The organism is Streptomyces sp. NPDC031379 (genome assembly GCF_055569615.1).
In genome coordinates, this window is the sequence record NZ_JBVIIT010000049.1 from 1 (window position 1) to 26937 (window position 26937).

At 67.7% G+C, this 26937-nt stretch carries 22 protein-coding genes and 6 pseudogenes; 14 read left to right on the forward strand and 14 right to left on the reverse strand.

Annotation, left to right across the window (positions count from 1 at the left end; all coding sequences use genetic code 11):
- Positions 1-318: 318 nt before the first annotated feature.
- The 3 genes from ACZ5CW_RS40340 to ACZ5CW_RS40350 all read right to left on the reverse strand — a co-directional run bounded on the left by ACZ5CW_RS40340 (position 319) and on the right by ACZ5CW_RS40350 (position 1124).
- The gene (locus ACZ5CW_RS40340) at positions 319-486 is read right to left on the reverse strand and encodes a hypothetical protein (RefSeq protein ID WP_190201688.1); all 168 of its coding nucleotides are present in this window, start codon (positions 484-486) and stop codon (positions 319-321) included.
- A 91-nt stretch (positions 487-577) separates the two neighbouring features.
- Positions 578-871 (reverse strand): hypothetical protein, encoded by a 294-nt coding sequence (locus ACZ5CW_RS40345; RefSeq protein ID WP_468610676.1) that lies wholly within the window; start codon positions 869-871, stop codon positions 578-580.
- A 58-nt stretch (positions 872-929) separates the two neighbouring features.
- Complete coding sequence (locus ACZ5CW_RS40350) at positions 930-1124, reverse strand: double zinc ribbon domain-containing protein (protein WP_468610678.1); 195 nt, start codon at positions 1122-1124, stop codon at positions 930-932.
- A 287-nt stretch (positions 1125-1411) separates the two neighbouring features.
- Between ACZ5CW_RS40350 and ACZ5CW_RS40355 the strand changes: the two genes are divergently transcribed.
- A complete protein-coding gene (locus ACZ5CW_RS40355; RefSeq protein WP_468610680.1) occupies positions 1412-3919 on the forward strand; it encodes a helicase associated domain-containing protein in 2508 nt (835 codons plus the stop codon).
- Between the two features lie 151 nt (positions 3920-4070).
- Here ACZ5CW_RS40355 and ACZ5CW_RS40360 read toward each other — a convergent pair whose 3' ends face one another.
- Entirely contained in the window at positions 4071-4442 is a 372-nt protein-coding gene (locus ACZ5CW_RS40360) for a VWA domain-containing protein (protein ID WP_468610714.1), read from the reverse strand.
- A complete protein-coding gene (locus ACZ5CW_RS40365; RefSeq protein WP_468610682.1) occupies positions 4328-5287 on the reverse strand; it encodes a TerD family protein in 960 nt (319 codons plus the stop codon). The genes ACZ5CW_RS40360 and ACZ5CW_RS40365 overlap by 115 nt, the downstream gene beginning before the upstream one ends.
- Before the next feature lie 1172 nt (positions 5288-6459).
- Here ACZ5CW_RS40365 and ACZ5CW_RS40370 point away from each other — a divergent pair.
- Positions 6460-7200 (forward strand): dienelactone hydrolase family protein, encoded by a 741-nt coding sequence (locus ACZ5CW_RS40370; RefSeq protein ID WP_468610684.1) that lies wholly within the window; start codon positions 6460-6462, stop codon positions 7198-7200.
- A 477-nt stretch (positions 7201-7677) separates the two neighbouring features.
- Here the strand turns inward: ACZ5CW_RS40370 and ACZ5CW_RS40375 are convergent, their stop codons facing one another.
- On the reverse strand, positions 7678-8067 hold the full coding sequence (locus ACZ5CW_RS40375; protein WP_468610686.1) for a hypothetical protein: 390 nt from the start codon (positions 8065-8067) through the stop codon (positions 7678-7680).
- Positions 8068-8307: 240 nt separating this feature from the next.
- On the opposite strand from ACZ5CW_RS40375, the pseudogene ACZ5CW_RS40380 reads away from it, so the two are divergent.
- Positions 8308-8556, forward strand: a pseudogene (locus ACZ5CW_RS40380) (ATP-dependent DNA ligase); the annotation flags it as partial.
- A 139-nt stretch (positions 8557-8695) separates the two neighbouring features.
- Here ACZ5CW_RS40380 and ACZ5CW_RS40385 read toward each other — a convergent pair.
- Positions 8696-9193, reverse strand: a pseudogene (locus ACZ5CW_RS40385) (transposase); the annotation flags it as partial.
- Between the two features lie 201 nt (positions 9194-9394).
- A complete protein-coding gene (locus ACZ5CW_RS40390) occupies positions 9395-10873 on the reverse strand; it encodes an aminotransferase class I/II-fold pyridoxal phosphate-dependent enzyme (protein ID WP_468610688.1) in 1479 nt (492 codons plus the stop codon).
- A gap of 500 nt (positions 10874-11373) precedes the next feature.
- On the opposite strand from ACZ5CW_RS40390, the pseudogene ACZ5CW_RS40395 reads away from it, so the two are divergent.
- From ACZ5CW_RS40395 to ACZ5CW_RS40415, 5 genes and pseudogenes are all read left to right on the forward strand, one after another.
- Positions 11374-12161: pseudogene (locus tag ACZ5CW_RS40395) on the forward strand (maleylpyruvate isomerase family mycothiol-dependent enzyme).
- A gap of 1054 nt (positions 12162-13215) precedes the next feature.
- Positions 13216-14133, forward strand: coding sequence for a YncE family protein (locus ACZ5CW_RS40400; protein ID WP_468610690.1), 918 nt, complete (start codon positions 13216-13218; stop codon positions 14131-14133).
- Positions 14134-14251: 118 nt separating this feature from the next.
- Entirely contained in the window at positions 14252-14866 is a 615-nt protein-coding gene (locus tag ACZ5CW_RS40405) for a hypothetical protein (protein WP_468610692.1), read from the forward strand.
- A gap of 108 nt (positions 14867-14974) precedes the next feature.
- Positions 14975-15334: a DUF6233 domain-containing protein gene (locus ACZ5CW_RS40410; RefSeq protein ID WP_468610694.1), complete on the forward strand. Its 360-nt coding sequence runs from the start codon at positions 14975-14977 to the stop codon at positions 15332-15334.
- Positions 15335-15566: 232 nt separating this feature from the next.
- The gene (locus ACZ5CW_RS40415; protein WP_468610716.1) at positions 15567-16721 is read left to right on the forward strand and encodes an MFS transporter; all 1155 of its coding nucleotides are present in this window, start codon (positions 15567-15569) and stop codon (positions 16719-16721) included.
- Between the two features lie 792 nt (positions 16722-17513).
- Here the strand turns inward: ACZ5CW_RS40415 and ACZ5CW_RS40420 are convergent.
- Positions 17514-18224, reverse strand: coding sequence for a DUF4232 domain-containing protein (locus ACZ5CW_RS40420; protein ID WP_468610696.1), 711 nt, complete (start codon positions 18222-18224; stop codon positions 17514-17516).
- Between the two features lie 523 nt (positions 18225-18747).
- On the opposite strand from ACZ5CW_RS40420, the gene ACZ5CW_RS40425 reads away from it, so the two are divergent.
- From ACZ5CW_RS40425 to ACZ5CW_RS40435, 3 genes and pseudogenes are all read left to right on the forward strand, one after another.
- Positions 18748-18963 carry a hypothetical protein gene (locus ACZ5CW_RS40425; RefSeq protein ID WP_468610698.1) on the forward strand — a complete coding sequence of 72 codons (216 nt, stop codon included), beginning with the start codon at positions 18748-18750 and terminating at the stop codon, positions 18961-18963.
- An 834-nt stretch (positions 18964-19797) separates the two neighbouring features.
- On the forward strand, positions 19798-20268 hold the full coding sequence (locus ACZ5CW_RS40430) for a GNAT family N-acetyltransferase (protein ID WP_468610700.1): 471 nt from the start codon (positions 19798-19800) through the stop codon (positions 20266-20268).
- A gap of 113 nt (positions 20269-20381) precedes the next feature.
- Positions 20382-21125: pseudogene (locus ACZ5CW_RS40435) on the forward strand (transposase); the annotation flags it as partial.
- Positions 21126-21156: 31 nt separating this feature from the next.
- Here ACZ5CW_RS40435 and ACZ5CW_RS40440 read toward each other — a convergent pair.
- Positions 21157-21780 (reverse strand): DJ-1/PfpI family protein, encoded by a 624-nt coding sequence (locus ACZ5CW_RS40440; RefSeq protein ID WP_468610702.1) that lies wholly within the window; start codon positions 21778-21780, stop codon positions 21157-21159.
- Between the two features lie 88 nt (positions 21781-21868).
- Here ACZ5CW_RS40440 and ACZ5CW_RS40445 point away from each other — a divergent pair, with 88 nt between their 5' ends.
- On the forward strand, positions 21869-23206 hold the full coding sequence (locus ACZ5CW_RS40445) for an aminotransferase-like domain-containing protein (RefSeq protein WP_468610704.1): 1338 nt from the start codon (positions 21869-21871) through the stop codon (positions 23204-23206).
- Between the two features lie 292 nt (positions 23207-23498).
- Here the strand turns inward: ACZ5CW_RS40445 and ACZ5CW_RS40450 are convergent, their stop codons facing one another.
- Positions 23499-23882: a hypothetical protein gene (locus tag ACZ5CW_RS40450; protein ID WP_468610706.1), complete on the reverse strand. Its 384-nt coding sequence runs from the start codon at positions 23880-23882 to the stop codon at positions 23499-23501.
- A 181-nt stretch (positions 23883-24063) separates the two neighbouring features.
- On the opposite strand from ACZ5CW_RS40450, the pseudogene ACZ5CW_RS40455 reads away from it, so the two are divergent.
- Positions 24064-24306, forward strand: a pseudogene (locus ACZ5CW_RS40455) (transposase); the annotation flags it as partial.
- 132 nt (positions 24307-24438) lie between these two features.
- Here the strand turns inward: ACZ5CW_RS40455 and ACZ5CW_RS40460 are convergent.
- The 3 genes from ACZ5CW_RS40460 to ACZ5CW_RS40470 form a co-directional block, all read right to left on the reverse strand.
- Positions 24439-24906 carry a hypothetical protein gene (locus tag ACZ5CW_RS40460; RefSeq protein WP_468610708.1) on the reverse strand — a complete coding sequence of 156 codons (468 nt, stop codon included), beginning with the start codon at positions 24904-24906 and terminating at the stop codon, positions 24439-24441.
- Between the two features lie 108 nt (positions 24907-25014).
- Positions 25015-25548, reverse strand: coding sequence for a 2'-5' RNA ligase family protein (locus ACZ5CW_RS40465; protein ID WP_468610710.1), 534 nt, complete (start codon positions 25546-25548; stop codon positions 25015-25017).
- Positions 25549-26217: 669 nt separating this feature from the next.
- A complete protein-coding gene (locus tag ACZ5CW_RS40470) occupies positions 26218-26487 on the reverse strand; it encodes a hypothetical protein (protein WP_468610712.1) in 270 nt (89 codons plus the stop codon).
- On the opposite strand from ACZ5CW_RS40470, the pseudogene ACZ5CW_RS40475 reads away from it, so the two are divergent.
- Positions 26470-26937: pseudogene (locus ACZ5CW_RS40475) on the forward strand (transposase); the annotation flags it as partial. The gene ACZ5CW_RS40470 and the pseudogene ACZ5CW_RS40475 sit on opposite strands and share 18 nt — an antisense overlap.

Consider the following 26937-nt stretch of genomic DNA (forward strand, 5'->3'; position numbering starts at 1 on the left):
CCCGCGGAGCGGGTCCCATCGCGCTACGCGCGATGCAAGCGAACCACCGCGCTGCGCGCGGTGGTTGCGCTCCCGCTCCGCGGGAGCGTTGGCGGGATGCTGCGCATCCCGCTCATCCTGCTTGCTGCGCAAGCAGGATGACGCTCCGTCCGCTGCGCTCCCGGAGCGGCGCGACTCACGTCCCGCGGGCTTCCGCTTCACTTCAGCCGAGTCGGGGGCCCGCTGCCGCGGGCCGGGCTGGCTGCAGAAAGAGGTGGTGCGTCCCGTGGCTCTGCGGTCTGCGGTGACGGACTGTCACCGCAGACCGCAGGCATAGGGTCAGCGTCTGCGGGCCCAGCCGGCGCCGACTCCGGCCACATGCAAAGCCAGAGCCGTCAGCCCCAGCAGCATGACGTTCGTCGAAGAGAACGCATCGTTGGTACTGATATCAGCTGCGTTGATCAAAAACGCAAAGAAAAACAGCACTGCCGCGACTATGCCAAGCATGACGAGCTCCTCTCACAAGGGGGTGAAGCCCGTATGCCCGGCTATCGCTCCCGCAGACGCCGGGATGTCCTGTGCGTGCCCCAGCGGTTAGTCAGGCATGCGCATGGTGCGGCCCGGCTGCCCGCCGTCGTGCAGCGTGATGCGCAGGGCCGGCCGATCCTGTGGTCTGAAGGCGCTGGAGCCACAGGGAAGCCGTGAGCAGGAGGCCGGTGAAGATGGCCAGGAGGAGGACGGATACCCACATCTGCCGGCCCCCTGGAGACTGCCAGCCCGTCCAGGCGGTCGATGCCGCCCACATCAGGGCGCCTACCGCGTAGAAGGTGCGGATCCGGCGCAGCTGCCGCACGACCCGCAGGGACATGATGCGATCAGTGGTGGATGCCATACCGGACCGTGTACCCCAATGCACACTGCCCAGCAGACCGGGTTCACTGCTGTTTCGTTCACCCTTGCTCTTGCTGCCGGGTGCGCCCCTCGAAGTCGCGCCGTATGGCTGCGCCTTGGTCTTCGATCAGTCCTGCACTGTCGGGGAGGTCCAGGACGGCGCCGCAGTGGCTGCATAGTTTCCCGTCTTCGGCGGGCGTGCCGCAGGCTTTGCAGAACCGGTTGCCTTGGTTGTTCTCGGTTTTCGGTGTCATGGCTCTCCCCGGGTGGGTGGGTTGTGATGAGTGCGGAGTACCCGTGGTTTCGGTGTTGATTCTCGATGTCTGCTTCATTTTAGATCTGCGATAGACTCTGGACTTGGATGGCTCCGGAGCTGTGAGGTGTCGGCTCGCTCGGAGGTGGTTGTTTGTGTCCTGCATCGGGGGCCTGGATCCGATGTCGCAGTGGGGACGTTGTGGCTCAACCTCCAACGCGTGCAGGCTAGTTAGTTGCGCTTCGGTGTGGGAGCTGTCGTCCGGATCGCGGGAGAGGGTAGACCGAAATGACGGTGAAGGCGCTCCGTCCTCATCAGCGAGAGGCCGTGGACGCGGTACTCCGGGCGCTCGAATTGCCTGCAAGATCTACTGTGCCGGAGCGCGGTCTACGGACGCAGGTGGTGATGGCGACCGGATCGGGCAAGACCCTGGTGGCCACCCGGAGCGCGGAGGAGCTCCGTGCAGGCCGTGTGCTGGTGCTCGTGCCCTCGCTGGACCTGCTTGCGCAGACCGAGGCCGCCTGGCGCGAGGGCGGGCGCACGGGGCTGATGATCGGGGTCTCGTCCCTGCGCGGGCCAGGGGCGTCCTTCCCGAACACCACGGACGTGGGCGAGCTAGTGGCCTGGGGGCGGCCGTTCGGCAAGATCACCGTGTTCGCCACCTACGCCTCCCTCGGGCTCGGCACACTCGAGCGCGCCCATATCGCGGGCCTTCCGGGCTGGGACCTGATCGTCGTGGACGAGGCGCACAGGGTTTCGGGCCGGATCGGGAAGCCGTGGGCGGTCGTCCACGACAACACCCGCATCCCTGCCCTGCGCCGCCTCTACATGACCGCCACCCCAAGGTTGTGGCAGCTGGACGACGACTCCGAGGTTGTACCGGGCGCGCCGGGTGAGCTGGTGGCGAGCATGGAGGACTCCCCCGATTCGCCCTTCGGTACCAGGTGCTTCACCCTGACGCTCGCCGAGGCCATCGACCGGGGGATCTGTGCCCCCTACCAGGTGGTGTGCCTGGACATCACCGACACCCACCTTCAGGCGGCGCAGCTGCTGGGTGCTGAGGCACGCTCGGACGAAGTGCGCGGGGCGCGGCTCGCGGCCTTGCAGACCGCGCTGGTGAAGGCCTCGGCGGAGGAAGGCTTCCGTAGGACGCTGGTTTTTCACCACGTGGTCAAGGAGGCCGAAGCCTTCGCGGCCGGCCTTAAAGACGTCGCCCAGCAGCTGCACACGGCCGATCCTGGGCTGTACCCGCGCACGGTCTGGGCCGACTGGCTGTGCGGGGAGCACCGGGTCGACCACCGGCGCCGTGTGCTCGGCGAGTTCGCCACCGGCATCGCCGCGGACGGCACCATCGTGGAGAAGAGCTTCCTGGGCTCGGTGAAGGTCCTGGGCGAAGGCGTCGACACCCGGGAATGTGACTCCGTCTACTTCGCCGACGTCCGCGGCTCCATGCCCGACCTCGTCCAAGCCGTCGGCCGAGCACTGCGCATCCAGCCCGGCGACGGCAAGATCGCCTCCCTCGTGGTGCCCGTCCTCCTCGGGCCCGGAGAAACCGTCGACAACATGCTGTCCTCCCGGGCTTTCGGCGGCCTGGCCAAGCTGCTGGAAGCGCTCAGAGCGCACGACACCCGGCTGGTGGAGCAGCTCGCCGAACGGCAGGCCCGAAGCCGTGTCAGAGGCGTCCAGAGCCGCTCCGGAACCGAAGACGAGCAGGCCACGGGCGACCGAGTGTCGGTGCCGGCCCGACAGCTGCTGAAGTTCTCCACCCCGCGTGACCCCGCGCATCTGGCCGCATTCATCAACCTCCGCGTCCTCAACCCCGAACACACCCACTGGCGCCGCGGCATCGAAGCCGCCGTTATCTACCAACGGCTCCACGGGGACCTGAAGGTGCCGTTCACGTACCGCGTACCTGCCGGCGACGATCAGGCAGTGGAGGCCGAAGGGTGGCCAGCCACGCTCGCCAGGTTCCCGCTTGGGCAATGGACCGCCGACGCCAGACGGTTCTACGCCCGCGGCGACATGGACCCCGGCCGCATCACGCAGCTGGAGAAGCTCGGTATGGTCTGGTCGCACTACGACGTCGCCTGGGAGGAAGGCCTGGCCGCCGCCCGAGGGTGGGCCAAGCAGAACGGGCACCTCCTGGCCCCGACCGACGCCACCTACCAAGGCTACCGGGTGGGGATCTTTCTGAAGAACGCGCGGGCCGCCGCCCGCCGGGCCGCCGAGAACGAGCAGCGGCGCGCCGAGGGGCTGCTCGTTCAGTCGACGGCCGGCGTGCTGTCGCAGGAGCGGCGCGAGCAGCTGGAGGACATCGACCCCGCCTGGTGCCCCACCTGGCCCATCGAATGGCAACGCGCCTTCCACCTCACCCGGCAGCACCTAGAAACCGGCGGCACGCTGCCAGTGGACCGGGGCATCGTCGTGCACCAAGGCGAAGACCTCGGACGATGGGTCCGGACGCAGCGGCTGGACTGGGACAAGCTCACGACGGTGCAGCAGTGGATGCTGGAGCAGGTCCTCGGGATCGAGCCCGCCGACGAGGACGAGAAACCCAAGCCCCGGCGCAGCCAAGCCGACAAATGGGCGATGAACTACGCGGCCGCCAAGCAGTACTACCAACGCGAAGGACACCTCCACGTGCCGAGGCAGCACGTCGAGCGGATCGTCGGCGAGGACCAGAAGGAGCGGGAACTCCGCCTCGGAGCCTGGATCGGCAACCAGCGCAGCCGGGCCGCGACACTGGCGCCGGAGCGTGTCGAGCAGCTGTCCGCGATCGGCATGCGCTGGAAGTGATGGCAGCGTGATTCGCTGTAGCTCACCCAAACCAACTCGACGCCCTGCGGGACCTGGGCATGGAGTGGGCGTGAAGGGATGCCGCGGCCTCGGCCGGTATGTCATGGGCCGGCAACCTGACCGAACAGTCGCTGCGGCGCGAGGGCCGGCTTCACGATCGCATCCAGGTCGCGAATGCATCGACAAGGCCTGTATAGAACCGCTCGCCGGGAACCGAGCCCGGGTTCTTGCTGGCGTCGTAGAAGGCGACGTCGGTGAAGGTGGCCGAGGCCGAGGCGTTGAGGTTCTTGTAGAAGGCGAGCTTGCCGCGGCCGAACCCGACAAAGAGCCAGAAGCTACCCAGTGAGGCGGTGTTCTGGAGCATGGAGCGGACTTCTGCTTTGTCCCAGGGCTCATCGCCGACCTGGGTCACGATGAAGGCGGGGTCTGCAGCTCCGGATTCCCGATGGTGGCTGACGGCGCGGCGCATCGCGTCGGCGACGTTGCCCCAGCCCCAGTCGACCTGGGTGTGCAGCTGTCCGATACGGCCGCGGTAGTTGTCCAGCCGGAACTCCTTCCAGGAACGGCTCTCGTCCGCTGGAGAAGATCACGGGCACCGTGCCGTCGTCGTCGAGGTTGGCCGACAGGGCAAGGACGCGTTCGGCGAAGGCCTGCACGGCGAACGACTCGTAGCTCTTCCATGTGCCAGTCGTGGTCCAGGATGAGGTAGACAGCAGCATGCCGTCCCGTGATCCCTCGGTCTGCGAGGGCCTGGCTGGCCTGTCGCGCGGGTGCCAGCAGGCCCGGGGCCTGCCGCTCCAGCTTCGTCAGGTCGACCGCATCGGCCTGTCCCGTCGTCGTGCGTGTCTGCGCAGGGAGCGGCGCGGCAGAGGGCTCGGGTTCGACCTCGACGCCGTAGTCGGTTGCCAGTCCCGCAAGGCCGGAGGTGTAGCCCTGTCCCACGGCCCGAACCTTCCAGCCGTCACCGCGGCGGTACAGCTCCGCCAGGACCACGACGGTCTCCCCCGAGGTGAAGTCCGGCGCTGTGAACGGCGCCGACATGGTCCCGCTTTGGGTGATCGTCAGCTGAGGTGCTCGGGTGAAGACGGCGCCTGGCTGCAGCGGATCAGCGCTCACAACAACAACGACACGGTGCACGTCAGCCGGCAGGCGAGGAAGTTCCACAATGACCCCCGCACCCTCAACGGATACACCGTCCTGGGCCGGATGGTTGTAGAAGACCAGGTCATGATCGCCGCGAACCTTGCCGTCGGGGCCGAGCAGCAGCGCGGACACATCCGCCGATAGCCCCTGTACCGACACCGAGAGCACCGTCCGCGCAGCGGCCAGCGCCGTGTTCTCGCCCTTACGCAGCGACGTCGTCTGCATCCCCACCCCTTTGACCACCGGAGAAGAAGCGGTAGTCACCTATACGCGCATCTGCCGCCTTTCGGTGTATCTGGCATGCGGGTTCGTCCTGCCGTGCCTTCATGGATGGTGCCAGCGATCACCGCGGAAGCATGGTCGGGGTCGTGCGGCCTCGACCATGACAACTTGGCTGGCGCCTGAAGCAGCTTGCGCGTACAGCGGCTGTGATCGGCCGCATCCGAGTGCCCGCGACGAAAAACGCGACCAGCGTTGCCTGGCAGGTTCTTGGCCAGACCGCGTCATGCTGGCGACGGACCATAGGACCGTCTACTGGCCGTCGTGCGACTGTTCGGTGCCGACTTCCGCGCCCGGTCCTCGGGCGAGCGGACATCGGTCGCTTGCACACAGCAACTCCCCCACCAGGGCATGACGCGCGAAGTGGGCGGCGTAACCGGGGCTCTGGGCGGTCGTGGGGTAGGGCATCACGCGCTCTCCCCATCTTGCGCGCACGCACGCGAGGACCCGAACCCCACAGCCTGCCCGGCTCCGGGCCCTCCCCCCTTGCGGGGGCGGCGAAGCAGGCCAGGCGGCTGGCCCGTCAGGTGAAGGACTCGTAGCAGCGCGCACTGCGGATCCGGGAACAGCGCGCCAGTCCGGGGCGTACCAGCGGCGCCGGCGAGAGTCACCGTCGGCGCCATCTTGCACATGACACGTTGCCGCCGGTTGGATCCCATCGGCTGTGCGGCCTTGAGGTCAAGAAAGGGCTGTCGGTCGGTGCGGTGGTGGCACGGCCCGCAGAAGCTCCCACAGGGGACGTGAGCCTGCCGAAGGCCCCGCCCTCGATCAGGATGAGCAGACCGATCGCGATCAGCACCAGCGGCAGCAGAATGTGGCCCCAGCGGCTGAGAGCCTTGGCGACGACCGGACGGGTGGCGAAGAACCTTCCCGCGAGCACCACACCGCAACCAGGGTCAGAAAGACCACGGCATACACGCTCATCCCGCCGACGCCGGCAGTGGCGAACACAGGGACGTAGAGGGGTGTGACCGAGATACGCGCCCAAGGGGCAACGGGATGATCTCAAAGCCCTGAGCGCCGGGGCCCTCGCCGTATCTCAGAGGGACACCCGCGCTGCTCTGCCAGCGGCAGAACACCGGGCGGACCGGGCTCGACGATCACTACAGTCCCGTCTCATGACGACGATTACGACGCGTACGGTTGAGTACCCGGCCGACGGTTTGATGATGATCGGGCACCTCGCGCTCCCGACCACCGGTGTCGACCGCCGGCCCGCGGTGCTGCTCGGACCAGAGGGCATGGGGCTCAGCGATGTCGAGCGCCGCCGGGCCGATGCTCTCGCCGAGCTGGGATATGTAGCGCTGGCCTTCGACCTTCACGGCGGGCGCTATTTGGGTGACCCCGAGGAGATGCTGGCCCGTTGCATGCCACTGCTCGCTGATCCCGACCGGATGCGGGGCATCGGCCACGCGGCGCTCGACGTGTTGCGCGCCGAACCACGGACCGACCCCGACCGGATCGCCGCCGTCGGCTATGGCACCGGGGGCGCGATCGCGTTGGAACTCGGGCGCGACGGCGTCAGCCTGCGCGCGATCGGGACAGTCAACGCGCTGACCACGGGCCGACCGGGCGAGGCGGCGCGCATTCGCTGCCCGGTGTGGGCCGGGGTCGGGTCAAAAGACCCGATCATGCCGCCCGCGCAACGGAACGCGTTCACCGCCGAGATGCAGGCCGCAGGCGTCGACTGGCGCCTCACGGTCTACGGCGGCGCCTTGCACGCCTTCCACCACCCACCGGTCGACCACACCGTGGTCCCCGGCGTCGGCTACCACCCACGGCACGCACGGCGAGCCTGGCGCGACGTCGTCGACCTGCTCGCCGAGTGCCTGCCTGTGATGGAGAACTTGGGGGCATGACCCAGGCAAACATGCTGGTGCCAGGCCTCGTCGGCGTCGCGCACTGCACAGCAGACCCGCATTCGGGCAGTTGTGTGATCGCGGAGACGTATGCACAACTGCCGCATTAAATAACGGATTTACTGCGACGGAGCCCTGGCCGTGATCGTCGCGACCTGCGGCGGGCCGTTCCGGCTTCCAGGGCGAGATGTACGCATTTACTGCGGCTTCACTCTGCTGACCACGCGTAAAGCCGCATCGAGGTCTACTCATTGCCCCCTTGACGCGTATCTCGGCTGAACCCCGTAGACACCGATGTGGTCACCGCCGTTGGCGAAGGTGACTGCGGCGACCTCCAACGAGCTGGGGCCGCCCTCCTTCGCCTCTTCCTCGTCCGCGTCTTCACCGTCGCGGTCGTTCTTCCACGCTTTCCACGCCGCCTTGAGACCTAGATGATCGATTCCAAGGGGTGCCTGCGGAGGGTGTGGGGGTGGGCGTTCAGGCGTCGGGGTCGACTTCGGGATGCGTGAACCGCACGGGCTTGCCCAGCGACCGGGCGTAGGCGATTTCGGCTCGGGTGCTGTCTCCGATGTAGTCGCCGACTACGAGCACCTCATCAGCGAGCCGGATCTTCGCTCGGTGCAGATCGTCGAGTCGAACCTTCAGCGCCTCGGCCTCGAGAGGATCGGACCAAAGTTCGTGCGGCGACTTCATGTCGCAACCCGGCTTGACGACAATCTTTCCGGCTTTGGTCTCCCGCAGATCGGCCTCGGTCATCTCGGTCATGAAACGAGTGGAGCCGCAGATCACGACGATACGCGGGAGGCTCAGCTGCTTCTTCGCGTCGGCGAGTTTCTCCTCGGGGGTGAGCGGTTGCGGGTATGACACTGGTTCCTCCTGGTGGGGTGGTCCAAGGGGTGCCTGCGGAGACGAGAATGAGGGTGTCCAAGATCGTCTTATGGCGAAGAACGTGGACACCCTCGCCATGATGCGGACCGCTCGGCGACAGTACCCGGCGCACGGCCCCGCAGTGCCACCCGGGCTCCACGGCAGCCTCGTCAACGAGATGGCCGCCCAACAGCCCCTTCAGGCGACAGCACCACACCTGTCGCAGTGGCTACCCAATCAATGGCGCTGAGCTGCACCAACGTGAACCAGTCGCTAACGCCACAGCCCAGAACCCCGGAGAAGGTCCAGCTGCCGGATCAGACCGCGGTGGACGGCGAACTCGTCGTGTGGGACTGGGAGCAGGACTATCTCTCCTTCGAGCAACTACAGAACCGGCTACGCCGCCGCGGAGCCGGAGCCACTCGGGCCGCCAACGTATGGCCGGCGCAGTTCGTCGCGTTCGATCTGCTGCGCCTGTACGGCACCGACACCACCGCCTGGCCCTACCAGCGGTGCCGGGCCGCTCTGGAGGAGGTGTTCACCACCCGCGGCCTGTCCGCCGTGGACACTGTGTCCGTCGACCACCGACCCCGCCACCGTCCGCGAGTGGCTCACCTGGGGATCGGTCCGGATCGAGGGCGAGGTTGTGCATGCGGGCCACGGCCTGGACCGCGTGATGGAGGCCGTCGCCGCGCTGCCGGCAGTCGCGGAGGATCTTGTAGTTCTTCATCCGGGAGAAGACGTGCTCGACGCGTGCGTGGACTTTGCGGTGGGCGGCGTTGTCCTCTTCCTCACCCTTCAGCAGCGTGTCCGCGGTGTTGCCGGGCACAGGCCGGGCCGCCGCCACCACGAGGCGGGTCTCTGCGTCCACGATGACCTGCACGTTTGCCGAGAACGGGGAATTCCGGGGAGAGGCACCCACACCGCGATCCCGGGCCGGGACGAGGGTGCCGTCCACGATCCACACACGGCCCGGGGCACCAGCCGAGCGGGAGACCGGCTCGAGCGCGAGCAGCGGTCCCAGCCGCACCCGCTCGGCAAGCGGCAAAGACCACGGCCGGCCCCGCACGGTGCCGTTACCGCCCCGCTCCCTCACCACCTTCAACAGACCCGCAAACTGCGTCATCCGCAGCCTCGTGAACGTCTCCACCTACACCCGCTCAGCACGTAACACCGCGGCCATACCCAGGAGATGCCCAGCTCAGAGCCTTATGCGACACCCTTTAGCCGCACGAGGAGGTCTTCGACGTCGAGTGCGTAGGGGCGCCGAAGCCGTCGGTGACTGGGTGCGAGGCGGGTTGTTGTCCACGAGTCGCGCGTCCCTGGTTCAGGCGCGGTGAGGTTGGGTGACGCGGATGGTGCTGAGGTCAGTGCTTGCTGCGTCCGGGAGGTTCATGCCCGCGGTGTGTCCACTCGCCAGGTAGCGCAGGACGGGTTCGGTGAGGCGTTCACCGGGCAGAACAGCCGGAATTCCGGGCGGGTAGGGGGTGATCATCTCTGCCGCGATCCGGCCCACGGCCTCGGTCAGGGGCACATCCACGGCCGGCCCGAAAAACGCATCGCGCGGCAGCTGGGCCTGTTCCATCCGCAGCCCGGCGGGCAGCGGAATGTCCACGCGCGGACCAGCCGGTAGTTCCGGTGCCGTGTCCGTCAGATCCTTGAGGGCTGTCAGCAATTCCCTCGCTGTTTCCTGGTCGTCGCCGTGGGTGAGCTGAGCGCCGATGCGCCGGTGGTCCGTGACATGGGCGTCTATCCCGCGGTGTTCGCGAAGCCAGTCGGCTGCCTGATAGCCGGTGATACCGAGCTGGGAGATGTCGATGATGACGGGCAGCGGATCGAAGTCGTCCGCGAGGCCGGGTCCGCAAAAGTCCGCGCGGTCGTTGACGTGCAACCCGTCCATGTCTTCGATCGCGGACCGGACTTCGGCAGCGAGCTGCAGCGCCCCACCCATGAGTTCGCAGCCGTGCAGGGCCATCTGGCGGCGCCATCCGTCCAGCCCGGCGTAAATGAGCACCGACGGGCTGGTCGTGCCCAGCAGGTCCGCGCGCATCTTCAGCAACTGAGGTGGCACGAGGTCGCCCTGGAGGTGGAAGACGGATCCCTGCTCCAGCCCGCTGCCCATCTTGTGGATGCTGGTCACGCAGATGTCGGCGCCGGCGTCCATCGCCCACGTCGGCAGGTCGGAGTGGAAGGGCAGATGCGCACCCCAGGCCTCGTCCACGATGAGCGGCACCCCACGCCGGTGGCAGGCATCGGCCACCGAACGCAGATCCGCGCACGCGCCGTAGGGGGTGGGGCTGGTGATCAACGCGCCCTTGGCATCCGGACACGCGCGGAAAGCCGCCTCGAACTCGGCTGCCGACGGGGGATGGGCGATCGCCCGCTCGGCGTCCCAGCACGGCTCTACCCAGACCGGCTCTATCCCCGAGAGGACCAGGCCTGAGACAACCGACTTGTGAGCGTCCCGCCCAATCAGCAGCTTCTCGTGCGGGCCCGCCACCGCCAGCATGGCCGCCTTGACCGACAGTGAACTCCCGCAGGTCGTGAAGAAGGTGTGCTCGGCATGGACCGCGTCCGCCATCAGTTCCTCGGCACGCACCAGCACCCGGCCCCGCATCAGCCGGTCGTCGAGCCCCCCGGAGGCGAGCACATCCCCCAGGAACACGGCATCCCCCAGGACGTCCCGCACCGCAGGATCCGCTCCCCGGGCCTGCTTGTGACCGGGAGGCGTAAAAGAGAGCTGTCCCGTCTGCCGAAACTCGACGAGTGCTTCCAAAACCGGTGTTTGAGTGTGGTCGACAGCCATGGCGTCACGGGTTCCCGCGGCACAACAGCCCACTCCGTTCGCACGGAACAAAGACAGCAGGCCCCGGTGGCCCCGTCGGCATCACTCTGGGCCCTCTCAACTGGCGAGGCCAGGCCATGGCCTTCGGTCCCCTGCGGCCCCGCCTCCAGTGCGCCCCTGCTCGCGGTGAGCACCTGGTCAGATTGACGGTCTGGGCCTGGGGCACACGGGTCGAGGTATTACGCAAACTAGCGGCGCCAAGGAAGGCTCCCCATGCTCATGGCACACCCGGCTGTGCTCCAAAACCTGATCGCACAGTACGAGACGCCTGAATGAACTGACCCCGGCTCGTCACCCGCCGCCGCTTCCTCCACGTGCGCTGCGCCCGCGAGTTACCGGCCGTTTCGGGATGAGGACACCGCGTCATCCGAGGGTGCGCGGCCCGGCCGCGCGGCCGCCGCGTCGGCTGCGAAATTCGCTGTCCGGTTGCTGGAGCACGGTGATAGACACCCAGTGTGGCAATGACACTTGAGTTCTCTGACCTGCGGCGGCTGATCGACGAACGGTCGACCGCCTTCCGCGCCGCGGTCGCCTCCGCGCCCAGCCTCGACGTGCAGGTGCCGACCTGCCCCGAGTGGACGCTGTTCGATCTGGTGCAGCACCTGGGTGGGGGGGGGACCGCTTCTGGGCCGCCATCGTCGGCGCGGGACCCGCTGACGCTCCACCGGCCGAGGCCGATGCCGAGCGGGCCGCCGTGGCTGCGCCGCGGGAGCGTGAGGCCCTGCCGGCCTGGTTGGCCGAGTCGACACAGTTGCTGCTGAGCGCGCTGCGGGAGGCGGGCCCGGATCGCGGTTGCTGGACGTGGTGGGGTATGTCGCAGTCGCCGCAGAACTCCGGTGGCGTCGCCCGGCACCGGGTCCAGGAGACCGCGGTGCACACCTACGACGTTCAGGTCACCCTGGGCGCACCGCAGCCGCTGTTGGACGAGGTGGCACTCGACGGTGTCGACGAGTTCCTGTCCACCTGCTGCGCAACGACGGCCGCCTGGCCGCACAAGCCCACTGCCTTCGACTTCCACGCTACCGAGGGCTACTCCTGGCGCCTCACGGTCGACGGGGACGGCGCACGGTCCACCCGTCTGCCCAACACCGTTACCGGCGAGGGCCCGGACGCAGCCGGCGCCTCTGTCAGGGGCACGGCCAGTGAGCTGGTCCTGTTCATCTACGACCGTGTCCCGGTGGGCTCCGTGCAGATCGACGGAGACGCAGGGCTGCTCGACCTGCTCCGCGCCTGGGACCCGGAGGAATAGGACGTAACGGTGCGCCACTTGCTGCGCTCCGGGCCGAAGGGGACACGACTGCTCAGCAGCTTCGCCGGGTCTTTCGGAACTCGGCACCGCGCCAGCCCGGCCGCATGTGCTCTGAAGCCGCATGGACCGGCGACAAAACACGCAGGGTCGACGGCGAACTTGCGGGCCTGCTCCACGACGTTGGTGACCAGCGTCGGTGGGATGCCCAGGCCGCACAAGGCCGTGAGCTGAGCATCTCCTAGGTATGGCCGGGGTGTTACGTGCCGACCGGGTGTGGGGGGAGACGTTCACGGGCGCATCGTGGCCGCTACCTCAAACCCGAGCGACTCCACGCCGACGAGGCCTATGCCGTCCCCCACGTGCGGAAATGGTTGTGGGACAAGCACATCGGTGTCCGTATCTCACGCGGCTCGAGTCCAGTGACCGGGGTCGTTCGATCACCCTTACCCCCGATACGAGCGCCCCCCTCGCCTTTCTCGGACTCCCCACGACCCTGTGCTGCTACAAAGCGACTCTCAAACTCACCATGTAGGACACGGTCTTAAATGGCCGCACGCGGGGAGCTTGGTATGGCCGCTGTCATCAACTCGCAGGGCGCACGGCTCGCGCCTATACTCGAGATGTCGGCCACTGGCACCGAGGGTCGTCGGGTGCTCGAAGTAGTGAGGTGACGCGGAGGAAGCCAACCGCGTAGTCGAAGCAGCGGGCTTTCAAGTCTCGCGAGGCCGTAGAATCACCGCCACACACGGCAAGCGCGTCTACAGCTGGTTCTCAGGGGGGCTTCGAGGCTGCGGCAGCCGTCGGCGCCGGCGCGGGCGGATTGTCGCCTGGGCACCTGGCGTTATCACCGTGGTACGCCGCAGCGTCACCCGCGCCCGAGAGGCTGGCGTGTCCCGCGAACTGCTTCTCCAGGCTCCGCCCGTCAGGCTGTAGCCAGCCGCCGGTGGCACATCATGAAGGATCACCGCTACTGAGCCCTCGAGCCAGCCCCCGCAGGTGGGCGGGGCACGTCAACCTCTCCGGCGCGTCGCTCGATCCCGAAGGTCGTGTAGTGATGAACATATCCAACACTGAACGACTGCGTGTCGTAGCCAACATCGCGGTGGGCGCGAAGCCTGTTGGTGTGGCGGTGGATGTTCACGACCACGTCTTCGTCACCAACAGCGGTGCCAACACCGTGTCGGTGATCGATTCTTCCACCAACACGGTGAGCGCCACCATCAACGTCGGATTGCGCCCCGAGGGCGTGGCAACCGATCCTCAATTCGGCGTCTGCGTGACCAACGGCGGCGACAACACCGTGTCAATGATCGACAGATTCAACACCGTCATCGCCACCATCGGGGTCGAAGGCATATTTATCTCCCCATCCAACATGACGGGAGTAGCGGTTGATCACAATCTAAGCCGCGCCTACGTGGCCAACCGCAGTAGCCAGAGGGTGTCGATAATCAATCTCAGCGGCGAACTGCCCCCCTTCGCCCACAACTTCATCAGTGTCCCGCATTCCCTTGGCGTGGCAGTTGATTCGGTAAGTCACCGCGTCTACGTCACGCAACCCGACTTCAACTCGGTGGCGGTGATCGACCCGGCAATCAACGGGGTAATTGCTACCATCCCGGTACGAAGGCAGCCCACCGGTATCGCGATCGACGCCCCGAGACGCCGGGCTTATGTCGCCAATTCAGGCTTCAATACGGCGTCTGTGATCGATATCGCTACCGGTGACGTCGTTGATATCACCACCACTGAAAGACCCATTGGTGTAACGGTTGACTCCCGAGGCAACGCCTACGTCACCCACTTCGACGGCACAGTGAAGGTGATCGATGTCATGTCCAGCAGCGTGAGCGCCACCATCCCGGTGGGCCGACAACCTGCCGGCCTGGCCTTCGAGCCTCACAGCGATCGCGTCTATGTTGCCAACAGCGGCGACGGCACCGTATCGGCGATTGATCTAGCCGCCGGCTAGTACTGCAACGGTGCTTGTGCTGAGCTCAGCGTGGACGGCGGCATGGCCAACGGCGATCGTGAGGGCCCGGCGTTGTTCTGGACGGCTGATTGGCTGGGAAACGTGGAGGTAATCAGGGATGAGCGGCGAACCCACTGAAGTGACAATCGTGCAGGGTGTACCCCAGGAAGAATTCAATAAGCTGTGGCACGCAAGAAATTGCGAGATGGATCATCCAGTCATGCCGAATGCGCCGTTCTTTCTGAATGGTGAGCTTGTCGAAGACCCGGAACACATAGAGAAAGAGATCAACGGCGCCCTGTATATGACACCCCGTGTACACGGATATGATTTGGTCATGTCTGTCTACGTCGAACGTGAGCCTATGGTAAGGGAAGCTATGACCTATCAGATCACGGACCAGGTACGTGAAATTCGCGGTTTCTGCTTCCAGCCCCAGCAAACTCACCCAAATCTGCACCTGAAGCCCACGCCTGACCTTTCTGGGCATGCTGCGGTTGCAGTGCCGCCAGAGGTGAAGGAACCGGACCTCAGGGTCATCGACGCCAATGACCTATTTCGATCGATTCACGCATGCAGGTTCGCATACTCTGTATTCACCAATGTGGCTTTCGGTGGAGCCGAGCTTCTGGTTAATTTCCGTTGCGACATGCTCGTCAGGGATCTGGGCAGTATATTTGACAGGCAGATCTCGTCAGTAGCTAATTGGGGGCTTGCTGGTCCGCCGTGGTGACGAACGCAGCGCTCCCTAGTTCAGAGCTTTCGTCAACCGCCTTGTGTGGGTGGCCGTGCCAGCGAATTCGTCGGCGCCCCGGGCCTTGCGGTTGTGCAGCGAGGTGAGATGGCGTCGGCCGGTGTGGTGAGCGCGAGCTGCTGCGGTGGTATGTGGAGGAGGTCCGTAGCCTGCTCCGGGACGGCCCGGAACGCCCCGCGGCGCCGCTTCGCCCGCCGTGTCATCGAGCAGGACGCCTCCCGGCGGCTGGCTCTCATCGCCCGCTGCCCGCCGCGCCCTGACTGGCTGATCCAGCACGGCCTCAACAAGGCCGACGTCGACGCCGTCCACACCGGCGACTGCTCGGCAGCAGCCAAAAGCGGGCGGGGCCGCCCCGCCACACGCGAGCAGGCCCTGGACGCACTCCGGCAACAGGTCCCGCCGTGTGTGCCCTGCCGGCCAGACACCGCCCTGGGCCTCCTCGGCTAGGCGCTGCGCGGCCGGCGGCCGGCGCAGCGACCCGCACGAGCCTGCGGCAGCTGCTCCGAGAACGTGCTCTCGAATTCGGGCCGAACGGTCCTGAAGACCAGGCTTGATCATTTGAGCTTCGCTTCGGCAGATGAATTCGGTTGCGGCGGGACCGGTGTGCCCGGCAGGAAGAGTCCATAAAGTCACGCGGCACCTGGCTCCATGGCACAGGTCGGCAGTTCTCGTGGCCCTGATGCTGGCCGCCTTCGCCTTCAACACGGCGGAGAACCTGCCGGTCGGCCTGCTGGAACTCATCTCTGGAAGCCTTCGGGTGTCAGTGTCAGCAGTCGGTCTCCTGGTTACGGGTTACGGCGTGACGGTGGCCGCCGCGTCTGTGCCGCTCGCCCACGTCACGCGGACCGTGCCCAGACGTCATGTGCTCACAGGACTACTGACGGCGCTGGTCCTGTCCAGTGTCGTTGCGGCACTGGCCACCTCGTACTGGCTGCTCCTTGTAGCGCGGCTGCTGACCGCGCTCGCCCAGGCGCTGTTCTGGGCCGTGACGGGGCCGGTCGCGGTGGGCCTGTTCGTACCCGAGGTCCGCGGGCGTGTGGTCGCGGCGCTGTCCATCGCCGGTTTGCTCGCCCTCGTACTCGGTGTTCCTGCCGGGACCTGGCTGGGCCGGCAGAGCAACTGGCAGGTGCCGATCGCCGTGCCGGCGGCTCTGGGGCTCGTCTCTCTGGTGACGATCGCCGCTCTGCTTCCGACCTCGCGTCCGGAAGAAGAACCCGCCGCCTACGCGACCAGTCCCGACGTGCGGCGGTTCGGGACGGTACTGGCGGCCGGGTCCCTATCCGCCACCGGGGCGTTCGCGGGGTACACCTACATCGTGAAGTTCCTGGGCGACGTGAGCGGGTTCTCCCCGAGCACGGTCAGCGTCCTGCTCGTGGTTTTCGGCGTCGCGTGTCTGGCCGGGGTGAGCATCACCGGGGCGTTGCTGGACCGCTTCCCGCGGTCCGCGCTGCCCACGGCCGTAGCCACACAGGCGGTGAGCATGTTCGGCCTGTACTCGGCCGGCACTCATCCGGTGGCGGCGATGATGTTCTTGGTCCTGATGGGCGGTGCGCTCGGGCCGGTGTTCATGGTCGCGCAGAACGAGATGCTGCACTGCGCGCCAGGGCGCACGGATATCGCCCTCGCGTCCAACTCCGGCGCCTACAACGCCGGCATAGCGGCTGGCGCCGCACTCGGGGCACTGGTCCTGCCGCTCGCCGGGGTGCGAGGCACCTTCCTCGCCGGCGGGCTGCTGACCGTCGGGGGCTGCGCAGTACTACTCGGTGGTCGGCTGCTACCTGGGAGCCCGTTCCCACGTTCCCGCGGCCGGTGCGCGGTTGACGACCTGCATTGACGAGACTTCCTTTACCTCCCTTAGCCAGTCACGCTTGTCTGACCTGCGAAGACAGGCGCGAGATCTAGATACGCACGGTGACCAGGCCGAACGAGAGGGGCGCGCCTGAAGCCGCTGCTGCTTGCTCAGTGGGCCCGAGACGCCGGTGGGCGCAGCGCTCGCGGGGACGACGGCTGTGGTGACAAAGCGCTACGACTCGCGGCCGGCTTGGCTGCGCGCCTGGACCTCGTGCGGGCCGCCTTACGCGCGCGTATCGACAAGTTCTTCCCCAGGCGGGCGGATCCTCGTCACGGTGCCGACCCTGGACCTGCTCGTGCAGACGGCATGGCGCCTGGTGGGCCACCGGGCCCCGATGGTCGCGGTGTGCTCGCCGGAGAACGACCTCGTCCTCGACGAACTCGGGGTACGGACCACCACCAACGCGATCCAGCCACCGGCCGCGTCCGCTGCGACGCTGCCGTCCACGAACACCGCGCACCACTGCACCCACCACACCACCGGGGTATGTGGTTGGACGCACCACCAAAAGCCCAAGGACCAATACGAGACCGCCAAGTGCAACGACGCCTCCCTGTCCTACTCGCGGCACTCCCAGGGCACCTGTTCCCACCACCACGCGTCCGCTACTGGTTCAAGTAACCCACCACCAGCGGCGTGGGGAGGTCCTGCTCCGGATGCCGGAGCAGGCCCCCTGCATGCTCGGGGAGGGCGTGGGCAGGGCAGGGCAGCCGGGTGAAGCTTGGCGGCGTAGGCGAGCGCTGTGTCGTGTCGCCGAGCTCGCGATGGATACCGTCAGAAGTCGTACGGCTTCTTGGTGTTCCAGTTCAGCACATCGGCCTCGTTCCAGCTGAACTGCGGCTTCTGGCCCTTGGTGTCGACGGAGTAGAAGGGGCCGTTGTGACCCTCCGCGCCGCGCAGCGCGATGGCGAACGAGTGCGCCGTGTGGTTCTTCGAGCCGTAGTCGAAGAGGTTCACCGCGCTGTATGCCTTGTCCCCGGGCCGGAGCGTGATGTGCTTGTCGCCGCCCGGGCTGTCCTTCTTCGAGTGCGGCAGGGCGGGGCCATCGACGTCCTCGCCGAGCTTCACGGCCGGGTACGAGGTGACCCAGCAGGGCTTGGTGCTCTCGTTCGACGCGGTGATCAGCAGGTGGTCGCCCTGCTGGCCGGCGAACCGGTGCACCGCGGTGACCAGCATCTCGTCTCCGCGGCACTGCTGGGCGTCGGCCGTCGTGCTCTTGCTCGCGACCTTGTCCGTCCCGCTCGAGGCGGCCGCCGAGCCCGCCTCCTCTTTGGTGTCACCACCACTGTCGGCCTGCTCCGCGGTGCCCTTGCCGTCTCCGTTGGACACGGGCCCGCTCTGCGCGGTACCAGCGGCGTGGTCGGCACCCGCCGCCCTCGAGCCGTCGTCGGCGCCGCCGCAAGCGGTCAGGCCCAGCGCCAGCGCGGCGGTGACGGCGGCCAGGGCGGCGGAACGGGCGGTACGGCGCGCACGATGCGTGGTCATGATGAAAGCTCCCCCATGGTCTGTCAGGACGCGGCACCCCTCCCTGCTCCCGCAGGGCGACCGGCCGCATCGACTGTTTCACTGCACCCCATGAGATGACGCTCGGACGAGCACTGTTCCCCCCGCTCTGTCCGCATTTGGTAACAAGGTGACCGGGCGCAGACACACCAGCGTTCACGGCGTGCCCGTCAGCGGTGCAGCGCCTCCGGCTGCTGCGGCACAGGGAAGACCACCATGCGCTCCCACCCGCCCGCGGGGGGCCGAATCCTGTGGCCCTCGGGCAAGCGCACGCTGCGACGGTGGCTTTGCGGCCGCGGACGCAATGAGCACGATCAACGGTCAAAGCCCCTGCCGTGCCGTACACGGCACCGCCACCGTCCAGCACCGCGTCGTGGGTGTAGCGGCGACCCTGCGAGGCGGCCGGGACCACTGTGAGGGGCACCGGTGATCGTGTGTGTCCCGGCTTCGGGGCCGGTAGCGGAGGGCAGAGGATGGGTGCGGTCCTGCGTATGGTGCCTGTGGGATGGATACGGTCCTGCAGTGGTGCCCGCGGCTTTCGGCGACGTACGCGCAGCTGGCCAGGGTGGCTTCCTTCGTCGCGGCGCGCCTGGACGAAGGGGACCCGGAAGACGGTGAGTTGGATCGGTCGGTGGGTCACGAACTCGGCTATGCCACGGCGCTGCGGGGGGTCGCTGCCGAATGGGCCAAGCACCAGGAGTGCCACGCCGCTGTGCGGTAACGAGTCCGTGCCAGGAGTCGCCACGCGAGCAGCCGGCCCCGTCCTGCCAGCGCCCGGCCTGCCGAAGCGCCCTCTACGTGAGGCGTGCCGGGCCCGAAGGAGGGCGGAAGCCACTGTCGCTGGCTCCCGCCCCTCCTTCGTACTCGCGGGGGGTCTCAGCCCTCCGGCTTCCGCGGCACGACCCGGGAGCAGAACTCCTTCGCGGCCTGCGTCGAGTTCCCCGTTCGCGGTCGCGGACCGCCGCAGCGCTTCGCCCGTCACCTGAGCGGGGATGTCGAGCTGCTTGTCTGCCTCGCCCATGATTTCGCCGATGTACCACTGGGCCGAGGTCGGGAAGTGCTGGATGAACCAGCTGAGCATCTTCGTGACCTGGTGGAACCAGCACCGGCCAAGGGCCCGGAACCAAGCTGCCTCCGATGCGGCGGGCCGCTGCACCGTTCCCCCTCCTGCTCCGCCGGCACGAGTCGTCCGGCGACGCGTAGGGTCGAATCCTGCCGGGGGCACCCGGCAGGAGGTGCCCAAAGGCCCCGTCACCAGCGGAAACGCTGAGGCCGGGGTCTTCGCGTACGTGCAGGGGTGTGCAGCGCTGAGCGGGCCTAGGACGGGTCTGTGGACTATTCGTGGACAGGATCTTGGGGCGTCTGCCCTGGTCAACGCAGCTGCCTCACCAACGGAAACAGCCCGGCGTGCCAGTCCCGCTCCCGCTCCGCTGCGTCGAATACGCTGCGCAGACATCCGATCTGACGTCCTTGATGGTGCGTGCGCTGCCGCACAACGGCGGCTCTTCACGTCGGCCCGGATGGCGCAGCCGCCGGATGCAGGAAGGGATGTGACATGAGGTCCCCAGCCGTACATCTGCGGGAGATCACCGACGACAACCGGGATGCCGTCCGTGCCCTCCGCGTCCGACGCGACCAGAAGCAGTTCGTCGCCTCCGTGTCCAAGTCGCTCAAGGAGGCGACAAGGAAACCAGAGGCCAATCCCTGGTACCGCGCCGTGTACATCGGCGACGAGCCCGTGGGCTTCGTGATGCTGTCGTGGAAGCCGCCGGCTGGTCCATACAAAGGGCGGCACTTCATCTGGCGCCTTCTCGTCGACAAGCGGCACCAGAGGAGAGGGATCGGCCGAGAGACGCTCACCCAGATCGCAGCCCTCGTTCGCGCGGACGGCGCCACCGAGCTGCTGACCAGCTACGATCCCGGCGAGGGCGAACCGTGGCCCTTCTACCAGAAGTTCGGGTTCGAGCCCACCGGGGAGATCGACGACGGCGAGATCGTTCTGCGGCTCGTCTTCCCCGCTCACTGACCTCTTTCAGCGTGGCCACTGATCGGTGACGGGATCGTTGCCCGCAACGCACGAGGCTCCCGTGCCGTCGGGGGAGGTGTGCGCAGCCTCAACCCACAGGCACAGGAGCCGCGTTGGTCCCGTATTCTGCCGCACTCGACCTGCCCCACGCCCTGGTCGAGTGGGTCACCATGCTCATCGTCACCCGGGAGGGTGACCGTCGCTGCAAGCTCCCGCCGCACCAGCGTGCCCCGATCGGCTGGTGTACCCGCGCCGGCACGACACCCTCGCCCGGATCGCTGCCGGGTTCGGCATCTCCGTCGGCACCGCCCACGCCTACACGACAGCCGTCGTCGACCTGCTCGCCTGCCGCGCACCCCGCCTGCTACGCGCGCTGCGCGAGGCCGATCCGGACCACGTCCGGCTGGATGGCACCCTGGCGGAGTGCGACCGGGTCGGCGGCAGCCGGGCCGACTTCTCCCACCAGCACCGCCGACACGGGGTAAACGTGCAAGTGGTGACCGATCCGGTGGGACAGCTGCTGTGGATCTCGCCGAGCTGCCCGGCCGTGCGCACGATCTCACTGCGGCCCCGCCCACCGGGACATCCGGGTCTGCGAACGCCAGGGCGTCTCCGTCCTCGCCGACCGCGCCCACATGGGAGCCGGTCCCTGGGTGACGACACCCCTCGGACGCCCACCGGACCGTGACCTCACGCCGACCCAGCAAACCGTCAACCGAACGCTGTCCGCAGCACGGGCGCCGGTCGAGCACGGCGTCGCACGACTGAAATCGTGGCGGATCTTCCGCAGGTCCCGGTGCAGACCGAATCGAATGACGTCCATCGCCCCGGCCGTCCGCACCCTGAAGCGGCACCGCCGAAGGAGATCACTGTTTGCGACTGGTTGTTTCAGACGGGCGTCGGTGTGGGAGCGGGCAGGTAAGGGGTGATGTTGCGCCACGCGCGCTCGATGTATTCCTCCTTCTCGCCGACCGGGGCGACATAGTGCAGGGCGCTTTCGGCGGCGTCGTTGCCCTCGAGGCGGGCGATGATCCAGGCGGCGAGGTAGTGCGAGGCGAGGCAGCCGCCGGCGGTGGCGATGTTGTCCTTGGCGTAGAAGGGCTGGTTGAGCACCTCGACGCCGGCGGCGATGACCCAGGGCTTGGTGGTCAGGTCGGTGCAGGCGGGGATGTCGTCGAGCAGGCCGAGCTTGGCCAACACGAGAGCGCCGGAGCACTGCGCGGCGATGAGTTGGCGCGAGGGGTCCAGGCCGCGCAGGGTGTTCATGATCGCCTGGTCTTCGACGACCTCGCGCGTAGCGATGCCACTGCCGACGATGACGGCGTCAGCGGCGCACGCCTCCTCAAGAGTGGACATCTGGTCGATGACCACCCCGTTCATCGACGTCACCTTGGGGCTGGGGGTGGCGATGGTGACGCGCCAGTCGTCGGTCTTGATGCGGTTGAGCACACCGAGCGCGATCAGGGAGTCGAGTTCGTTGTAGCCCTCGAAGGTGAGGATGGCGATGTGCACGGCGGCTGTCCTTCCCGATGAGTGGGTCCTGACAGTAAGAACACGCGAACAGGACAGTCAAAGAATTGTCATGGATACAATTCGGTGCGTGGCAGCCTCGCGGTACAAGATCCTGGTCGACGCGCTCGCATCCGACATCCGGACAGGCCGGCTCGCCGCAGGCGTGCGGCTGCCGACACACCGCGGGCTCGCCGCCCGCGAGGGCATCGCCGTGGTGACCGCGACCCGGGTGTACGCCGAGCTGGAAGCGATGGGTTTGGTGAGCCGCGAGCAGGGCCGCGGCACGTTCGTGCGTGACCTCGCGGTTCCCGCCGGTCACGGCATCGATCAGCAAGTCGTCGCCGCGGATGCGGTCGACCTCAACTTCAACTATCCGTCGCTGCCCGGCCAAGCCGATCTCCTGCGGCAGGCTCTGCGAGAGGTGGCCACCTCTGGTGAACTCGACTCGCTGCTGCGCTACCAACCACATCGAGGGCCCTCCCAGGCCAGGGCCTCGATCGCACGGCACCTGCGACGTCGAGGAATCACTCCGGACGCGGATGAGATCCTCGTCGTCAGCGGTGCGCAGCACGGCCTGGCCATCACCGTCATGGCCGCGCTCAACGCCGGCGACGTCGTCGCGGTGGACGCACTCACCTACCCGGGGTTCAAGGTGCTCGCGCATGCCTTTCATCTCGACCTGGAGCCCATACCCACAACCGCCGACGGGCCGGATCTCGATGCCTTCGAGAAGCTGTGCGCGACCCGCCCTGTGCGCGCGACCTACACCATGCCGACGTTGCACAACCCTTTGGGGTGGGTCATGTCAGCACCTGACCGCAGCCGTCTGATCGAGATCGCTCGGCAGCACGGTTCGCTCATCATCGAAGACGCCGCATACGCCTATCTGGTCGAGGACCCTCCACCGCCTCTGGCCGCAAGTGCACCGGACATCACCGTCTACGTCTCGGGACTGTCCAAGAACGTCGCCACCGGCCTCCGGGTCGGCTTCGTCGTCGCCCCGCCGTCCAGGGTGCCGTCGCTCGAACGCGCGATTCGGGCGACCACCTGGAACACCCCGGCCCTCACCACCGCGATCGCCTGCCGCTGGCTCGAGGACGGGACGGTCGAGCACTTGGAAGCGCAGAAACGAGACGACGCCAAGGCCCGCCAAGCGCTCGCCAGACAAGAACTGGCGGGCCTACCACTGATCAGCCACCCCTCGTCCTACTTCACATGGCTGACGCTGCCCGACGACGCACGCGCCGATCGCCTGACCGCCACCCTCGCGCGTCAGCGCATCTCGGTAAGCACCGCCGAGCCCTTCACCACCTCGAAGCACACACCACAGGCGCTCCGCCTCGCTCTCGGCTCGACCGATCTGGACAGTCTCCGGGCGTCGCTGCGCACAGTGCGACGAGTCGTTATCGAAGACGCCTACTCCTGAACTCCCCGCGACCAGCCGATTCCGCCCGCCCCGGCCTCTGCGGACGAAGAGCCGTCGGCGCTGCAGCGTGGTGGCCGGCCGGCCTGGGACCTGCGGCTTCCCGGGCGGCCTCGTACGCGCGACGGAGCGGGGCGTGGTCGGTTCCGAAGTCCTGGCGGATCTGCCGCGAGACCCGATGCAGTCGAAAGTCGAATGGCGTCAATTGCTGCAGCCGTCGTCACGGTGGAGTGGCAACACTGAAAGAGTTCAGTGACACGTATACCGAAACGGCCGGTCCGCCGCTTACGGCGTATCAGTGGGCCAGCAAGACCGCGGCGGTCAGCATGACGAGCACGGAGGCGCCACAGAATGCAAGGTGTGAGCGCGGGTAGTCGTACCGCTCACGCGTCACTCCCTCGTTGATCTCGTGCGCCCACATCGCGAACAGTTTGCGAGTCGGGTACATGCCGATCGTCAGCCCGATGAGCGCGAACGAGCACAGGACGAGCATGTCTGCCAGAGCGAAGGCGCGCCAGGCTCCGAGCGCTACCGCTCCGGTGCCGCACACCACCCAGATGAAGGGGTAAACCGTCCAGAATTTTTGGATGGGTATCCATTTGGCCATGGCGGAGCAGTGGATCACTAGGGCAGTGATAGCCAGCAGCCACGGCCAATCGGTGGCAACCGATGTGAACACGGACTTCCCCCTGAGTCACTTGAACCCGCAAAGAGTAGCAGCGGGATGAGAGGAAGCCGGTGGCCGCGGTCGGGGCGGGGCGGGGAGGCCGAAATAGTCGAGGGCCCCTTGGGGACCAGAGCCTCGGCCCCGATCTGGTAGTGCTTCGTTACGTCGAGTGACCTTTCCTGGTCGTTGACGTCTTCGCGGTGTGAGGCTGAGGGAAGGGGAACGGCTCCGCGGTGAGTCCGAGCGGCTGCCGGACGGCGACATGCAGGCCCTGCATCAGTTCGTGAACCGGTCACCGTGGGATCCGTTGCCGGTGCGGCGGCGGGTCGCCCAGCGGTTGTGCCAGGCGATCCGCCCTGAGGTATGGGTCGTCGACGACGTGTCGTTTCCCGAGTGCGGCACCGCCTCGGCCGGGGTGGCCCGCCAGTACTGCGGGCCTTGGGTGAACCGTCTCGACTGGACCTGCGACACCTGGGGCAGGCGTCCCCCGGCGAGCTCGAACCTTCTCGCTCACGCGGTGGGGGCCTGAACCGTCTGCGGTTCAGGCCCCGTACGAGGCTCGTTGCGGTCAGTTGCCGGGGCCCGACTGCGCCTTCCGCAGGGCGCGGATTCTCTGCTGGGTGGTGCTGACGGCGGCATGGAGCCGGACTCGGGCGCATTCCTGCTCCATGGCCAGCTCCATGATCTGTTCCAGCTGCGCGGTCCGCGGTTGGCCGGTAGCGGCGAGGGGCTTGGCGAGGTAGGTGTCGAAGCGCTTGACCACCTGGTTGAGTTCGGGGCGGATCACCTCCAGCAGGTCGGCGAAGTCGGAGATGGGGTTGCGGTACTTGCGCAGCGGGGTGAGGCCCTCCGGCTTGCAGGGTTTCCGGGCGTACTCGCAGAGTTTGTCGCCCTCCAGACGGGAGGCGACGCTGTCGAGGTCCTTGGCGTTGTCCTCGAGCGTCCGCTTGATCTTCATCCAGGAGAAGAGGCGGCGGGTGTGACGGTAGCCGAGGATGGCCACGGTGACTGTCGCTGCGCCGACCAGGGCGGCCACCAGGAGGGATCCGGCGTCGGTGCCGAAATGGCACTCACGCGGCCACCTGCCGACGCGACGGCGCGGGCTACCACTTCGGGGGCGCTGGCCGGTCGGTGTCGGGAGCCTTCAGGGGCGGGGCTGAAGCACTTCCAGGGCGCCGGTCTCGGTGTCGTAGCTGCGCAGGGTGATGAGCCGGACCGACAGTGGCGGTGTCGGCAGCAGGTCGGGGACCCGCCGGCCGGCGAAGGCACCAGGGCGCCGGGTACGGCCGAGGGTGACGTGCGGGCTCCAGCACCCGGGTTCGTGGAATGGGTTGAGGGCCCCGGGCGGGCTGTCCGAGGCCACCGCCTCCCACACTCGGCGGTGCAAGCCGGCCAGCGCGGAGTCGAGATCCAGCGCCCAAGCAAGCACCGAGGTCGGCCGCTCAAAGCGGACCACGCCGGTGAACCGCACCGGCAGCGGCAGGGCGGCGGCCACCTCGGCAAGCTCCCAGCGGATCGGGGCGGTCAGCTCCGGGCAGGCAGCCAGGGTGAGGTGCGGGCTGTTCGTCGGTGAGCGGTGGCGCGCCTGACTAGGCAGCCCGGCGTCCGCGAGCCGCCGCCACGCCTCCCGAACCGCTGACTCCGCCACCTCATCCAACAGAAGCTCGACCGTGCGCACCGCCGCAGCCTACCGGCGAGGGTCTGCGGTTCCGCCGCCCACCGGGCCCGCCAGATCCTCCCCAACCCCCAACTCGCCGTCCACGACCACCCGGACACCCTGCTGAAGTGCGTCTACCGCGGCGGGACACCGCCCTGTGTCACCGCGACCAGGTAAGGAACACTCGCAGCCTTGAGCGTGCGTGCCGGCCTGCCCGAACATCGCCCGCACCGACCACAACGCCCACCAGCTCACCCCAGCGCGCCGGCGACTTCGAAAAGCGCGCCGCCTACCTGCCCGGCCCGATCGCCCAGCGCCTGCACGCAACCGCCGCCCGCCTGTGCAACCACGTCGCAGAACACCACGCAGCCGCCGCACCACCAAGGACACCGCCCGTGGCCCGCGCTCCTGACGAACGCGACCGCGTCAAGGCCGCCGTGGACCGCATCAAAGCCGCCGTGGACCGTATTCTGGACGGGCCCCGAGCCGCTGTCGGACTGCGGAATGGTTCGTTACTCCCCGCGTGTGGTGAGGCGTCCGGCGGCTTCGAGTCGTGCGAGGCGGTCGTGTTCCCGGCGAGCATCCGGCGGAGGCTGGCGAGGGTCTGCTGGGGGGCGTAGTGGAAGGGCAGGTTGGCGGGCTTGCCGGGTTGCAACTGCTGTGCGTCCGCCCCTGCGCGGGAGCGCAGCTTTACGCCGTGTGCCAGGAGGGCCAGAACGTCGGCCGGCCCAGGGCCGACCGCGCTGCTACCTCGACACGCGCCAGAAGTCTGCCGTGTCTCCGACCACTGGCATACGCCAGAACACCCTCCTCGGTGGCTGCCGCGAGTTCGTCGACGCTCCGGCAGGTGGCCTCGAGTTGCTGGATGAGGGCTTGGGCTTGCTTGCCCATGGCCTGTTCGGCCATCGGCAGCTGGTGCAGCGGTGACGCGGTCCGTCCGGGCTGGTACGCCGGAGGCATGCGGCTCCGGACGGGGGCGGGCTGACCGCCGATCAGCGCAGGCACCGCGAAGAGGTACGGATGCGGACCGTTGACCTCTTCGAGGAGGGCGTGGAAGTCCCTTGCATCGCCCGGGAGTTACGGGTGAGCGAGAAGTCGGTCTACCAGTGGCACCGTACCCGGAGGACGGGCGGACGCGAGGCGCTGCGTTCCAGAGGTCCCTCCGGCTACGGCTGCCGGCGCACGGCTGGGTGGACGACCATGTGTGGACCGCGGCAAGGGTGCGCATGCTGATCGGGCGGAAGTTCCACATCTCCTACAGCGTCTCCGGGGTCACCCGGCTGCTGCACCGGATGGGCTACAGCGTGCAGATGCCGCCGTCCGCCCAAGGGCCGCACCTGGGGCCGACGCGGCATCACACCGAGAGAGTCGAGGTCTCCGGCCGCAGTCGGGGACGGCTCTCGGTGGCCG

What these genes read in the sequence shown, in the direction of transcription:
- ACZ5CW_RS40340 (WP_190201688.1), bottom strand. Translation starts at nt 486, where the DNA reads ATGCTTGGCATAGTCGCGGCAGTGCTGTTTTTCTTTGCGTTTTTGATC.
- ACZ5CW_RS40345 (WP_468610676.1), bottom strand. Translation starts at nt 871, where the DNA reads ATGGCATCCACCACTGATCGCATCATGTCCCTGCGGGTCGTGCGGCAG.
- ACZ5CW_RS40350 (WP_468610678.1), bottom strand. Translation starts at nt 1,124, where the DNA reads ATGACACCGAAAACCGAGAACAACCAAGGCAACCGGTTCTGCAAAGCC.
- ACZ5CW_RS40355 (WP_468610680.1), top strand. Translation starts at nt 1,412, where the DNA reads ATGACGGTGAAGGCGCTCCGTCCTCATCAGCGAGAGGCCGTGGACGCG.
- ACZ5CW_RS40365 (WP_468610682.1), bottom strand. Translation starts at nt 5,287, where the DNA reads ATGCAGACGACGTCGCTGCGTAAGGGCGAGAACACGGCGCTGGCCGCT.
- ACZ5CW_RS40370 (WP_468610684.1), top strand. Translation starts at nt 6,460, where the DNA reads ATGACGACGATTACGACGCGTACGGTTGAGTACCCGGCCGACGGTTTG.
- ACZ5CW_RS40390 (WP_468610688.1), bottom strand. Translation starts at nt 10,873, where the DNA reads ATGGCTGTCGACCACACTCAAACACCGGTTTTGGAAGCACTCGTCGAG.
- ACZ5CW_RS40400 (WP_468610690.1), top strand. Translation starts at nt 13,216, where the DNA reads ATGAACATATCCAACACTGAACGACTGCGTGTCGTAGCCAACATCGCG.
- ACZ5CW_RS40405 (WP_468610692.1), top strand. Translation starts at nt 14,252, where the DNA reads ATGAGCGGCGAACCCACTGAAGTGACAATCGTGCAGGGTGTACCCCAG.
- ACZ5CW_RS40410 (WP_468610694.1), top strand. Translation starts at nt 14,975, where the DNA reads ATGGCGTCGGCCGGTGTGGTGAGCGCGAGCTGCTGCGGTGGTATGTGG.
- ACZ5CW_RS40415 (WP_468610716.1), top strand. Translation starts at nt 15,567, where the DNA reads ATGCTGGCCGCCTTCGCCTTCAACACGGCGGAGAACCTGCCGGTCGGC.
- ACZ5CW_RS40420 (WP_468610696.1), bottom strand. Translation starts at nt 18,224, where the DNA reads ATGACCACGCATCGTGCGCGCCGTACCGCCCGTTCCGCCGCCCTGGCC.
- ACZ5CW_RS40425 (WP_468610698.1), top strand. Translation starts at nt 18,748, where the DNA reads ATGGATACGGTCCTGCAGTGGTGCCCGCGGCTTTCGGCGACGTACGCG.
- ACZ5CW_RS40430 (WP_468610700.1), top strand. Translation starts at nt 19,798, where the DNA reads ATGAGGTCCCCAGCCGTACATCTGCGGGAGATCACCGACGACAACCGG.
- ACZ5CW_RS40470 (WP_468610712.1), bottom strand. Translation starts at nt 26,487, where the DNA reads ATGCCTCCGGCGTACCAGCCCGGACGGACCGCGTCACCGCTGCACCAG.